This is a genomic window from Nitrosopumilus oxyclinae, assembly GCF_013407165.1.
GTDB classification, from domain to species: Archaea; Thermoproteota; Nitrososphaeria; order Nitrososphaerales; family Nitrosopumilaceae; genus Nitrosopumilus; species Nitrosopumilus oxyclinae.
In genome coordinates this window covers 1,399,324-1,411,625 of record NZ_CP026994.1, presented here as the reverse complement: position 1 = coordinate 1,411,625, position 12,302 = coordinate 1,399,324, and the positions used below count along the sequence as shown (strand labels likewise).

At 32.4% G+C, this 12,302-nt stretch carries 13 protein-coding genes; 7 read left to right on the top strand and 6 right to left on the bottom strand.

The genetic code is table 11. The features are described 5' to 3' along the window. The first annotated feature begins 104 nt into the window (after positions 1-104). The 4 genes from C5F49_RS08465 (at position 105) to C5F49_RS08450 (ending at position 5,089) form a co-directional block, all read left to right on the top strand. The gene (locus tag C5F49_RS08465) at positions 105-1,820 is read left to right on the top strand and encodes an adenine deaminase (RefSeq protein WP_179363646.1); all 1,716 of its coding nucleotides are present in this window, start codon (positions 105-107) and stop codon (positions 1,818-1,820) included. Between the two features lie 44 nt (positions 1,821-1,864). Then, positions 1,865-3,472 carry a thermosome subunit beta gene (gene thsB / locus C5F49_RS08460; protein ID WP_179362539.1) on the top strand — a complete coding sequence of 536 codons (1,608 nt, stop codon included), beginning with the start codon at positions 1,865-1,867 and terminating at the stop codon, positions 3,470-3,472. Between the two features lie 43 nt (positions 3,473-3,515). Further along, positions 3,516-4,382 (top strand): ROK family protein, encoded by an 867-nt coding sequence (locus tag C5F49_RS08455; RefSeq protein ID WP_179362538.1) that lies wholly within the window; start codon positions 3,516-3,518, stop codon positions 4,380-4,382. Positions 4,383-4,480: 98 nt separating this feature from the next. Continuing rightward, on the top strand, positions 4,481-5,089 hold the full coding sequence (locus C5F49_RS08450) for a hypothetical protein (RefSeq protein ID WP_179362537.1): 609 nt from the start codon (positions 4,481-4,483) through the stop codon (positions 5,087-5,089). Here the strand turns inward: C5F49_RS08450 and C5F49_RS08445 are convergent. Genes C5F49_RS08445 through C5F49_RS08425 form a run of 5 tightly spaced genes read right to left on the bottom strand, consistent with a single transcriptional unit; the run spans position 5,086 to position 8,624 of the window. Then, the gene (locus C5F49_RS08445) at positions 5,086-5,346 is read right to left on the bottom strand and encodes a DUF2024 family protein (protein ID WP_179362536.1); all 261 of its coding nucleotides are present in this window, start codon (positions 5,344-5,346) and stop codon (positions 5,086-5,088) included. The two genes, C5F49_RS08450 and C5F49_RS08445, sit on opposite strands and share 4 nt — an antisense overlap. Positions 5,347-5,358: 12 nt before the next feature. Further along, positions 5,359-5,715, bottom strand: coding sequence for a hypothetical protein (locus C5F49_RS08440; protein WP_246275329.1), 357 nt, complete (start codon positions 5,713-5,715; stop codon positions 5,359-5,361). Between the two features lie 8 nt (positions 5,716-5,723). Continuing rightward, on the bottom strand, positions 5,724-7,247 hold the full coding sequence (guaA, locus tag C5F49_RS08435) for a glutamine-hydrolyzing GMP synthase (RefSeq protein WP_179362534.1): 1,524 nt from the start codon (positions 7,245-7,247) through the stop codon (positions 5,724-5,726). Positions 7,248-7,251: 4 nt separating this feature from the next. Beyond that, the gene (locus C5F49_RS08430) at positions 7,252-7,851 is read right to left on the bottom strand and encodes a hypothetical protein (protein ID WP_179362533.1); all 600 of its coding nucleotides are present in this window, start codon (positions 7,849-7,851) and stop codon (positions 7,252-7,254) included. A gap of 35 nt (positions 7,852-7,886) precedes the next feature. Then, the gene (locus C5F49_RS08425; protein ID WP_179362532.1) at positions 7,887-8,624 is read right to left on the bottom strand and encodes a 6-hydroxymethylpterin diphosphokinase MptE-like protein; all 738 of its coding nucleotides are present in this window, start codon (positions 8,622-8,624) and stop codon (positions 7,887-7,889) included. A 33-nt stretch (positions 8,625-8,657) separates the two neighbouring features. Here C5F49_RS08425 and folP point away from each other — a divergent pair, with 33 nt between their 5' ends. From folP to C5F49_RS08410, 3 genes are read left to right on the top strand one after another with little or no spacing between them, the layout of a single operon-like run. Continuing rightward, positions 8,658-9,509: a dihydropteroate synthase gene (gene folP, locus C5F49_RS08420; protein WP_218841237.1), complete on the top strand. Its 852-nt coding sequence runs from the start codon at positions 8,658-8,660 to the stop codon at positions 9,507-9,509. A 45-nt stretch (positions 9,510-9,554) separates the two neighbouring features. Continuing rightward, positions 9,555-10,985: an IMP dehydrogenase gene (guaB, locus tag C5F49_RS08415; RefSeq protein ID WP_179362531.1), complete on the top strand. Its 1,431-nt coding sequence runs from the start codon at positions 9,555-9,557 to the stop codon at positions 10,983-10,985. A gap of 35 nt (positions 10,986-11,020) precedes the next feature. Further along, positions 11,021-11,488 (top strand): hypothetical protein, encoded by a 468-nt coding sequence (locus C5F49_RS08410; protein ID WP_179362530.1) that lies wholly within the window; start codon positions 11,021-11,023, stop codon positions 11,486-11,488. Here the strand turns inward: C5F49_RS08410 and pheA are convergent. Then, the gene (pheA, locus tag C5F49_RS08405) at positions 11,485-12,300 is read right to left on the bottom strand and encodes a prephenate dehydratase (protein ID WP_179362529.1); all 816 of its coding nucleotides are present in this window, start codon (positions 12,298-12,300) and stop codon (positions 11,485-11,487) included. The two genes, C5F49_RS08410 and pheA, sit on opposite strands and share 4 nt — an antisense overlap. Positions 12,301-12,302 lie beyond the last annotated feature (2 nt).

Sequence of the window (12,302 nt, the reverse complement as noted above, 5' to 3'; positions counted from 1 at the left end):
TTCAACCGTAATTTATACATTGAATCTATAATAGGCGCAAATTCCAATTAAAAGAAGTGAATTCGAGCCTAGCAAATTCGATCTTGTCTCTTAACTCTGTAGCAATGGGTGATAAGAAAGCCGATCTGGTTTTAAAAAATTGTAATTTAATGTCAGTCTATACTCGGGAAATTATTCCAGAGATTCAGATTGCAATTATTAAAGATAGAATAGCGTACGTTGGACCAGACGCTACACATACAGTTGGTCCAAAAACTATTACAATTGATGTAAAAGGAAAATATGTTAGTCCTGGTTTTGCAGATCCTCATTTACATATTGATCAATTTGTCTTGCCATCTGAATTTGCAAAAAAGGCTTTACTCTGTGGTGTAACATCTCTATTTTCTGATCCTATCGATATCGTTAGTGTAGGGGGATATCGAGGTTTTCAAGAATTTTTAAAACTTGGTGAGAATCTCCCAATCCGAATTTTTCAAGTAGTTCCAGGCGGTCTTCCAGTAGATGCAAAATTTAGTAGTAGTAAATCGTTATCATTATCACAAGAAAAAACTGCTATCAAACATCCACATGTACTTGGATTGGGAGAAGTTTTTTCTTGGACAAAAGTTACTTCGCGTGATCCAAAAACAATGAAATCACTTTCATCGATGTTGGAATGTGATTGCATAATTAATGGACATACTGCTGGAGCAAGTGAGAAAAAACTTAATGCATATGTCTCATCTGGAATTCTATCTTGTCATGAACCAATTAATTTTGATCAAGTTTTAGAAAGACTACGTCTTGGAATGTGGATAATGATTAGAGAGGGTTCAATTAGACGCGATTTAAAGGAAATAATTCCATATGTTTTGTCTCATGGGACATATCTTAATCGATTAATGTTTTGTTCAGATGGTCTTGATCCTCTAGATATATCTGAATTTGGCCATATAGATCATTGTATTCGAGAATCAATCAACCTTGGCCTAAAACCAATAGATGCAGTTACCATGGCATCAAAGAATAATTTTGATTATTATAATATGGGAAAAGATCTGGGTGGTATAGCTCCTGGTAAATTAGCAGACATTCTAGTTTTTGATGATTTAAAATCATTCAAACCCAACAGAGTCTATATCGGAGGTAAACTGGTTGTGTCAAATGGACAAATAGTTGCCCCGATTAAAAAACAAATGATTTCACCTTGGATTAAAAAAACTGTAAAACTGAAAAATTTCTCTAAAAATGACTTTGCAATAAAATCAAAAAAGAAAGATGTAATTGCAAATACTATCTATATGCAAACTGAAATTATTACAAAGTTAGGTTCTGCTGAACTTCATACTAAAGATGGGCATGTTTCTGCCTCATTAGATTCAGATATTTGGAAAGTTGCAGCCTTTGATAGAATTCATGGAACTGGTAAACATTCTATAGGATTTCTTGAAAATTTTGGTGCAGACATTGGTGCTTTTGCTTCAACATGGAGTTTTCATGAAAATGACATGATCGTAATTGGTTCAAATGATTCTGATATGGCAATTGCATCAAATCATCTCATCAAAAATCAAGGTGGACTTGTTGTAGTAAAATCTGGAAAGATTACTGCTTCATTACCTTTACAGTTTGGTGGTATTATCTCCACAGATTCTTTTGAAAAAGTTTCATCCAATTTTGAAAAAATCAATAATACTATTGTAGATTCAGGTTCTAAATTTTCTAGACCACATTTGATTCCATTATTCTTACCATTCTTGGCTCTTCCATCTGTTCGAATTCTTTGTGGTGGAATTGTCGATGTGAAAAAACGTAGTTACATTTCACCGATCTACTAAGTAATGTTAAAAAGGGGGATTCAGTGGATTGAAGCTGAATCTAAATGGCATCAATTCAACAAGGACCAAATGGACCTGTTTTAGTTCTCAAAGAGAGCGCATTACAGCAAAAAGGCAAAGATGCTCAACAAAATAATATCGCAGCAGCAAAATTAGTTGCACAATTAGTTAGAAGCAGTCTTGGACCAAGAGGTCTTGATAAAATGTTAGTTGATTCCTTAGGTGATGTTACAATTACAAATGATGGTGCTACAATTCTAAAAGAAATTGATGTTCAGCATCCTGCAGCCAAAATGATGGTTGAAATTTCTAAAACTGTTGATAATGAAGTAGGAGATGGTACAACATCTTCTGTAATTTTTGGAGGTGCATTATTGGCTAGAGCAGAAGATCTTCTAAACAAAGATGTTCATTCTTCAACTATTATTGATGGATATCAAGCAGCAGCTGATAAAACCCTTGAAATTTACTCAGACATGGCAAAAAAAATCCAGCCTGATGATCGAGCATCACTATTAAAAATCGCTACAACTAGTATGCAATCAAAATTAATCTCTGAAGATAGTACATTCCTTTCTAAAATTATAGTTGATGCTATTCTAAGTATTGCAACAAAGAAAGGTGATACTTTTACTGTTGACCTTGAAAATATTAAAGTAGAAAAGAAAGCTGGTGGTTCAATTGATGATACACAAATTATCAAAGGAATTGTTTTAGATAAAGAAATTGTTCATAGTGGAATGCCTACAAAAATTGAACATGCAAAAATTGCATTACTTAATTCAGCATTAGAAATTGAAAAAACTGAATTAAGTGCAGAAATTAGAATTACTGACCCAACTCAAATGCAGATGTTCTTAGAAGAAGAAAACCGAATGTTGAAAGCTATGGTTGACAAACTGCATGATGTAGGAGCTAATGTATTAATTTGTCAAAAAGGAATTGATGATATTTCACAACACTATCTGGCAAAATATGGAATTATGGCAGTTCGTCGTGTTAAAGAAAGTGATATGATTAAACTTGCAAAAGCAACAGGAGGACGTGTAATTAGTAATATTGATGATCTTTCAGAAAATGATCTTGGTATTGCAGATTTAGCTCATCAAAAGAAAGTTGAATCTGATAAATGGGTCTTCATTGAAGGATGTAAACATCCACAATCAGTTACAATGTTAATCCGTGGTGGAACTCAAAGAGTAATTGATGAAGTTGATCGTTCAATTCATGATTCTTTGATGGTTGTAAAAGATGTAATTGAAAAACCAGCAATTGTAGCTGGTGGTGGTGCACCTGAAGCATTTGCAGCATCCCTACTCAAAGACTGGGCTGATAATTTTGATGGAAGAGAACAACTTGCAATTAAAAAATATGCAGAAGCATTAGAAACAATTCCACTTACTATCGCTGAAAATGCAGGAATGGATCCAATTGATACAATGGCTAATCTTAGAGCAAAACAAAATCAAGGTCAAAAATGGACTGGAATTGATGCTAGAAATATGAAGATAGCAGATATGATGGCAATCAACGTTGTAGAACCAATTGTAGTTAAAGAACAGATAATTAAATCTGCAACTGAAGCTGCATGTATGATACTTAGAATTGATGATGTTATTGCAATATCCGGTGCCCCTGGCGGAATGGGGTAAAATTTTAGTTAAGCTTAAGCGTTTTAATTTCTATAAATAATTTATGTACAAACTTGGTGTTGATTTAGGTGGCACCAAAATTGAAGCAGTTCTGTTAGATCAAAATTTCAATGTAATTAAAAGAAAAAGAATTCCTACACCGCAAAATGATTATCGAAAAATTCTAGACTCTATTTCATCTTTAGTGATGGACATATCTGAAAACATATCTGATTATTCATTAGGAATTTGTACTCCTGGTGCAATTTCTAAACAAACTGGATTGATTAAAAATAGTAACACGCAATGTTTGATTGGAAAATCACTAAAAGAAGATTTAGAAAATAAACTTGATAAAAAAATTTCTATGGAAAATGATGCCAATTGTTTTGCATTGGCTGAAGCAACTTTGGGGATTGCTGTAGATTTTGATTTAGTTTTTGGTGTTATACTAGGAACTGGTGTCGGTGGAGGAATAGTGATTAATAAAAAACTCTATTCTGGAAGAACTAACATTGGAGGTGAGTGGGGTCATCATACATTACATCGAAATGGAAATTCATGCTATTGTGGAAAGACTGGGTGCGTAGAGACTTACATTAGCGGTCCATCACTGGAAAAGCATTGGACTCAACTAACAGGAAAGCATCAGCATCTTCCTGAAATACTTACCAGTATAGACAATGAACATTGGGATAAATGGAAAAATGAATTTCTAGAAAATTTGGGGTATGGCCTTGCAAATGTTATTGATATTTTGGATCCTGATGCAATTGTTTTAGGAGGTGGTTTATCAAACATTGATTTTTTGTATACTGAAGGAAAAAAATTGATTTACAATCAAGTCTTTTCTGATTTGGTTGATACGCCTATTTTGAAAAATAAATTAGGAGATTCAGCAGGTGTTTTTGGTGCATGTATGCTTGACTAATATTTCCAAATTGGAATCTGTTTGTTAAAAAAATTGTCTATTATAGATATAACCCATCAAATTTGATAAATTATAGATAAAAATTGATTTCAAAAATAATGATTGGATTTTTTTCAATACTACTGCTATTTCAAGTAAATTCTATTTATGGACTAGAAGAGATTCCAATTATCACTATAGATTTTCTTTCTGGAAATGTAATTGATTTAGATAAAACTCCACAAATGATTAGAGCTAACATTGAAATTCAAAATTATGATCCACAACATGGTTATCACTTTATGGAAATATCACGATTAAGTGATGGAGATATTATAAAATCTACTGAAATTCTTCCCAAAGTCATAGACGATGATCTATACGGGGTTCAGATATTACATTACCTTGATCCTGATGACGATGAAACAAATGTTGTTGGTGATTATGGATTGAGGATTTTTTCTGAATCTGGTCCGACATCTATATCTTCAACATTCTCTATAATTCAATCTAGCAAGCCAGTAATAGTAACTCAAAATATTGAGGAATCACAACCTGAAGTTGAAACTGAAGTTGAATCATTACAAATTGAAACTTCAGAACAATCTAAAATCCCTGCATGGGTTCATGACATATTTGTATGGTATGCAGATGAAACAATTTCAGAAAATGATCTATTATCTGCTATACAATATTTAATTTCAGAAGAAATTATTGATGTGGATTAGTTCGGACATCCTTCCATCTTTGAAATAGAATATCCAATAGTCATTATTTCAATTTCCATATCTTCTGGTACTGATTGAGTATGACAAAATTTACATTCATTTGCAGTAACTGTTGATGATTCTTCACCAATAGATTTTAGCCATTCTTTAGCATAGGAAATTGCTTTTTCTAAATCACTTGTATCTGTAACAACATCAAAATGCATTGTATGCCCATCTTTTGCTTTTACATAAGAGTCAAAAACATGAAAATCCATATCAATCACAGATTATGAAGAATGTTTATTTTTAATTGTTATAATTTTTTCTGCAATCATATTTACATCCGCATTCAATTCAATACTAATCAAAATTAACCCTGCACCGCCAATTGGAACTGTTACTCGATAAATTTTCTCATATTTTGCTAATGCATAAATTGGTTTTCCAATTTTATCTGCAGTCTTTTTACGTGTAGACCAGCGATACACTGCTTGAGATAAGGACATTTCAGTCTCTTCCCTTGATAAATGACTTTTAAGCCCTGGTTTCATTTTATCGTAAAGCTCTCCGTAATCGTATATCCCAACATATCGAATATCTTTATCACATTCTAAAATTTCATCACAGATTTTTTCGTATTCCATTTTAATCACTATTGGGGCTCTATTGTTGCAGGTGGTTTACTTGAAATGGTATACGTAACCCAAGTAACATCTTCAATCTCATTTGTTATTCTATTACTCATCTTTTCTAATAATCCATGTGGTAATCTTGTCCAATCTGCAGTCATTGCATCAACTGAATCTACAACTCTGATCATAACAATATTTCCATATCTACGCTCATCTCCCACAACTCCAACTGCTCTATCATCCCCTACTGCAGCATATGCCTGCCATACTTTTTCATACAAACCTACAGTCATCAATTCTTCTTCTACAATCTTACTTGCAACTTTACAAATTTCGAGTTTTGTTGGAGTTACTTCTCCAATTATTCTAACTGATAATCCTGGACCTGGAAATGGATGTCTCATGAAAAGTTTTTCTGGAACTTCAAGAATTTTAGCAATTTTTCTTACTTCGTCTTTATACAATTCTCTTAATGGCTCTAAAATTTCTAAATTAAGCCAATCAGGTAATCCTCCAACATTATGATGAGATTTGATTACTGATGCAGGCCCTTTTGATACTCCGCTTTCAATTACATCTGGATACAATGTACCTTGAGCTAACCATTTGAAAGGACCACTGTTTTTAGCAAAATCCGTAAAAACATGAATAAATTCTTCTCCTACGATCATTCGTTTCTTTTCGGGATCTTCCACTCCTTTGAGTTTCCCAAGAAATTGTTCAGCAGCATTAATTGAAGTAAAATCTACTTTGAAATTATCTTTAAACATGTCCTCTATCTCTTTTTCTTCGTTTAATCGTAACAATCCATTATTTACAAAAACACATTTTAGTCTATCACCTATTGCTTTGTGAATTAATAATGCAACAACAGTAGAGTCAATACCTCCACTTACTCCACAAAGTACATTTCCATCTATCTTTGCAATTTTCTCAACAGCTGTATCGATAAACCCCTCCATGGTCCAATCTTGTTTTGCACCACAAACCTTTAAAACAAAATTTTTTAGAATTTCTGTACCTTGTTCTGTATGTACTACTTCTGGATGAAATTGAATGCCATAAATTGATTTTTCTTCAGATGCAATCGCCGCTGCTTTTGCATTTTCAGTATGCCCAATAACTTTGAAACCTTCAGGAATTTGTTCTGCTTCATCTCCGTGACTCATCCATGCCCTCACTGATTCTCCAACTCCGTTTAGAAGATCTTTATCACTATCAATTGTTAGTAATGATGAACCATATTCTTTGTTTGCTCTTTTCACTTTACCTCCAAATTTATTAACAATTAATTGATGTCCATAACAAATTCCAAGAAGTGGTAAATTCATATCAAAAATTTTATTTTCTGGAATTGGTGCATCTGAATTATAAACACTTGATGGACCCCCAGAAAAAATTATCCCTGTAGGATTTAGTTTTTGTAATTCCTCATAACTAATATCATATGGAACAAGTTCTGCATAAACTGAAAATTCTCTAATCCTTCTACAAATCAAATGACTGTACTGAGATCCAAAATCTAAAACTACAATTTTGTCCATATTATCACTTATTTACATTCTCAAGCATTCTAGTTAATGACCATCCTGCTGTGTTAATTAACTCGTTCACTCTTTCTTTTTGTCTATAATTTTTAATGATAATTTCTCTAATATCTGCCCCATTTTTATTAACAATGTAATCAATCACTGATTCTTTCTGAATTTTTCCATTTTCTGCTTCAACGACATCTTTCTTTTTCATTTCACCAATTATTCTATCTAAAAAGAATGATTTGAAAGGTGGAGTGTCTGCATTAATTATAATCTCATTATCTAAAACTATGGAGACCTGATCTGCTGTAACAAAAGCGTTAGCGATAATCTTACCATCGTTGACTCTTTTAATTGGAATTGAATTTTCTACTGATTTTTCTATGATTTCAGATTTTGATTTTATCTCTTTTTTTTCTATGATTTCAGATTTTATCTCTTTTTTTATTTCTAATTGAGATGCCTTTGTAAAACTCGAGTCTTTTAGAAACGAGTCTAAAACTGTAATATTTTTTTCTAACGCCTCTATCCCTTCCTGATGTTTGTCAATTTGCTCAATCAAACTCTCCTTTAAAGCAACAATTTCTTTTACTTGCTCCTCTGAGAATTTCATAATTTGATTAATGTGGAATGGGTATTAAATGCATTCTAGGTAATTATAATATCCAGTTCTTTGTATGATATTTTTTTAAATCCTTCAATTGCCTTTGATGTGGTAAACAATTCTGCCTTTGTAAACGATGATAGCCATTTCAAAAGAGATTCACCTCTTTTCAATTTCATCAATTTTCTTTTTCTATCTGATCTTTTGGTTTCTGAATATTTTCCAATTTGATCTCCAAAATCCATTCCCATCAAAATAATTTTTTTAGCTTGAAAATGGTTTGCTAGAAAAACTCCTCTATCTCCATCTGTAAAACCACCATAATTTTCTATTTTATCAAAAGGTGTAGACTGTGTTGTTCCAATACAATTTTTAAATTTTTTTACAAATTCCAATTTTTCAATATTGTCCCCATGTGCATGTACAACAAAAACACATTTAGTTTTTCCAATTTTTTCAAGTGTTTTTACATCTCCATCTAAATCTGTTACAATGATATCTGGTATGATACCATTTGCCACAAGTGGTTTTATTGAACTATCCGCAGCAATTTTTACTATTTTTTTATAATTTTTTAATTTTGGAATGGCTGATGCTAAAGACGGTCCAGAACCAATCACCAAAACTGTTTTTCCTTTGATTAAATTGATGATTTTTTTGTTAACATTAGTTTTTTTTAAAATTGAATTTAAAATAATAGCTGATTCTTTGTCCTCTTTTTCAGCGTACTTGAATTCATTTAAAATCTCCTTGTACCTCTTTTTCCAACCTAAAATCATCATATCACTCAAATTGTATTAGATTTGATAAACCATGTGGCAAAAATTGGGAATATAGGTGTGGGTGGAAAGAATCCAGTCCGAATAATGGGAATTATGAACACTAGTCCTGAATCATTTTACAAAAAGTCTGTTAATACTAGTAAAACTGTGATAAAAAATACTGCTAAACTAATGGAGGATCAAGGAGCAGATTTTATTGATGTTGGAGGGATGTCTACTGCACCATATCTGTCAACATCGGTTTCAGAAAAAATAGAATCAAAAAGAATTCAAAATGCAATTAAAATTATTCAAAATTCTACAAATCTTCCAATATCTGTGGATACTTGTAGAGCAACAGTTGCAAAAGATGCTTTAGAATGTGGAGTTGAAATTATTAATGATATTTCTGGATTAAAATATGATAAAAATATGCAAGGTGTAATTTCTAAATACAATCCATCTCTAATTTTATGTGCATATAGTCAAAAATTTGTTTCTGGAAATCCTATAACAACTACAAAAAAATTACTTCAAGATAGCATAAAGATGGCAAAAAAATCACATGTTCCTTCAGAACAAATTGTATTAGATCCTGCTATTGGGTTTTTTAGAAAAACTGGAAAGGGACCATTTTTTACAAAAATTAAATCAGATTGGTTAGAAAGAGATCTACACGTTTTACAAAATCTAAATCTCATCACAAAAAATTATCCAATCCTTATCTCTGTTTCAAACAAATCATTCATAGGGAAAATTTTGGGAAAAGAGAACCCAAATGATCGATTATTTGGCTCGCTTTCTGCAGAAGTAGTATCTGTTATGAATGGTGCTGATATTATTCGTACTCACAATGTTCAGGCAACTAAAGATGCCGTAACGATCGCTTCTAAATTATCAAAATAACACAAAGGCTTATAATCAATATTTTACTTTCTTAACAAGGTTTCATTGGAATTCAAAGAAGGATTAACATTTGACGACGTTCTTCTTGTACCCAAATATTCAGATATTACAAGTAGAAGTCAGACCGATCTATCTACCAAATTATCTCGAAATATTACAATAAACATTCCTTTTGTTAGTGCAAATATGGATACTGTAACTGAATCTTCTATGGCAAGTGCCATGGCTCGGGCTGGAGGAATTGGAATTATTCATAGATTTTTGACCATTGAAGAACAAGCAAGTGAAGTTCTCAAAGTTAAAAGATCAGGCAGTGTGATGATTGAAAATCCATATTCAATCTCTACAGATAAATCCGTTGAAAATGCTTTAGATTATGCACTTGATAAAGAAATTTCAGGTCTTTTGGTTGTTGATTCTAGTTCAAAATTAATTGGAATAGTGACTGAAAGGGATTTACTATTTGCAAATAAAACCAGTAAAATTCAAGATGTGATGACAAAAGACGTTGTAACTGCAAAACTCGGAGTTACATTAGATGAATCTAAAGCAATTTTGCATAAACATAGAATTGAAAAATTACCTATTGTTGATGACTCTGGGTTTATCAAAGGTTTGATTACAAGTAAAGATATTACAAACAATGCAGATTTTCCAAATGCATCTAAAGATAAGAAAGGTAGACCACTAGTTGGTGCTGCAGTTGGAGTTAAGGGTGACTTTTTAGAAAGAAGTGAATCTCTTTTAGAAGCAGGTGTGGATGTACTTGTTGTCGATATTGCACATGGACATAGTGAAAATGCAATCAGTACAATTCGTAACATCAAAAAAGCATTTCCTAACTGTGAATTAATTGCAGGAAATATTGCAACTGCTCAAGGAGCTGAAGATTTGATTAAAGCAGGTGTAGATGCTGTCAAGGTGGGTGTAGGTTCTGGTTCAATTTGTATTACTAGAGTAATTACAGGCTCTGGAGTTCCACAACTAACTGCAGTAATGGATTGTGCTAAAGTTGGAAAGGATCATGGAATTCCAATAATTTCTGATGGAGGGACAAGAACTTCTGGTGATGCAACAAAGGCATTAGCTTCTGGTGCCTCAACAGTAATGGTTGGCAGTATGCTTGGAGGAACTGATGAATCTCCTGGTACAGTTTTAACTAAAAATGGAAAACGATTCAAAGTTTATCGTGGTATGGCATCACTAGCTGCATCTATTGGTAGAAAATCTAAAGAAACAGGTTCAATATCACTTGATGATGATTTAAATGATTATGTTGCAGAAGGAGTTGAAGCAATGGTTCCATACAAAGGAACTGTAACTGATATTCTAAAACAACTAACTGGTGGTGTCCGTTCTGGTTTGAGCTATTGTGGTGCACATACAATTCCACAAATGCAAGAGAATGCAGAATTTATCAAAATGTCAAGAGCAGGATTTGCAGAGAGTCAGCCTCATGATGTTTCTTTGATGTAGATAATTTTTTAAACAGCATATAGAATAATTTCATCATGCTTTCTAAAAGAACAATAATTGGATTAGTAGTTGGCGGTGCAATTATTGCAATTGGCGGATATTCTTTACTTACACATATTGGACCACTTACGGTTTATGAAGATTATACAGTGGCCATAGGTGATTCAATGTCATATACAATTCCTGCTCCTAATCATACCCCACAGCATATGATGATTGTAGGGGAAGCATTTGATCTACAACTTGCAAGTCCTGCAACAGGATTACAAATTCCACTCAGTTCGTATAAAAATGAATTAAAATTAGATTGGGTTCATCTAGAAGATGGTGAAACAAGAATTAAGATTCAAAACACTGGTGATTCCGAATTACATGTCACTGGAGAATTAATTCGAAGTTCTGATCCAATTTGGTTCACATATGATTTAATGGTGATTACATCAGGTATGGTTATCATTGGATTTAGTATGGGGTTCACACTAAGAAAGCCTAAAGGATTTTAGTTTAGTTTTGCAGAAGGATAAGATCCTAAAATTTTCATAAATAATGTATCTTGTTTTATTGAATCTAGCATTTTTGAAATTTTAGAATTAGTTTGATGCCCTTCAAAATCCACGTAAAAATTGTACTCCCAAGTGTTTGCTTTGGTTGGTCTGGATTCAATTTTTGTTAGATTGACGTTATTTTTATGGAAATTCTCTATTATTCTAAATAAAGAACCAGGTTCATGTTTTATTGAAAAGATTATTGATGTCTTATCATTTCTTGTTTCAGAATTATTTTTTTTTGACAGAATTAAAAATCTTGTATAGTTATTGAGATTATTTGCAATATTTTCTAAAATTATAGGCATGTTGTAGATTTCTGCTGCATCCTTACTTGCAATACATGCACAGTTATCTTTGTTTAATTCTTTAATCATTTTTACGCTTCCAGCAGTATCGTATGCTGGAATTTTTTTCATGTTGTGCTCTTCAATGAATTTCCTACATTGACCTAAAGCTTGAGGGTGTGAATAAACTGTATCTATTTGATCAATATTGCCGGTTCCAATTAAACAATGTTCTATTCTGTGATAAATTTCACCTGTTGCATTTAGAGATGTTAAATACAATAAATCATAACTTTCACCTACACTTCCTTCTATAGAATTCTCTACTGGTAAAACTGAATATTGTGTTTTATCATTTGATGTACTTTCTAACACTTCTGCAAATGTAGTTTGAGGTACGGTTTGAATTTTTTCATTAAAAAATGATCTTGCTGCAGCTTCACTATAAGCACCTCGTTCACCTTGGAACGAAACATGAATCATTT

Bases quoted from the DNA above. Each gene is read 5' to 3' on its own strand.
- C5F49_RS08425 (WP_179362532.1), bottom strand. From the start codon at position 8,624: ATGATGATTTTAGGTTGGAAAAAGAGGTACAAGGAGATTTTAAATGAA.
- pheA (WP_179362529.1), bottom strand. From the start codon at position 12,300: ATGATTCATGTTTCGTTCCAAGGTGAACGAGGTGCTTATAGTGAAGCT.
- C5F49_RS08410 (WP_179362530.1), top strand. From the start codon at position 11,021: ATGCTTTCTAAAAGAACAATAATTGGATTAGTAGTTGGCGGTGCAATT.
- thsB (WP_179362539.1), top strand. From the start codon at position 1,865: ATGGCATCAATTCAACAAGGACCAAATGGACCTGTTTTAGTTCTCAAA.
- C5F49_RS08440 (WP_246275329.1), bottom strand. From the start codon at position 5,715: ATGGAATACGAAAAAATCTGTGATGAAATTTTAGAATGTGATAAAGAT.
- C5F49_RS08445 (WP_179362536.1), bottom strand. From the start codon at position 5,346: ATGGATTTTCATGTTTTTGACTCTTATGTAAAAGCAAAAGATGGGCAT.
- C5F49_RS08455 (WP_179362538.1), top strand. From the start codon at position 3,516: ATGTACAAACTTGGTGTTGATTTAGGTGGCACCAAAATTGAAGCAGTT.
- C5F49_RS08465 (WP_179363646.1), top strand. From the start codon at position 105: ATGGGTGATAAGAAAGCCGATCTGGTTTTAAAAAATTGTAATTTAATG.
- C5F49_RS08430 (WP_179362533.1), bottom strand. From the start codon at position 7,851: ATGAAATTCTCAGAGGAGCAAGTAAAAGAAATTGTTGCTTTAAAGGAG.
- C5F49_RS08450 (WP_179362537.1), top strand. From the start codon at position 4,481: ATGATTGGATTTTTTTCAATACTACTGCTATTTCAAGTAAATTCTATT.
- guaA (WP_179362534.1), bottom strand. From the start codon at position 7,247: ATGGACAAAATTGTAGTTTTAGATTTTGGATCTCAGTACAGTCATTTG.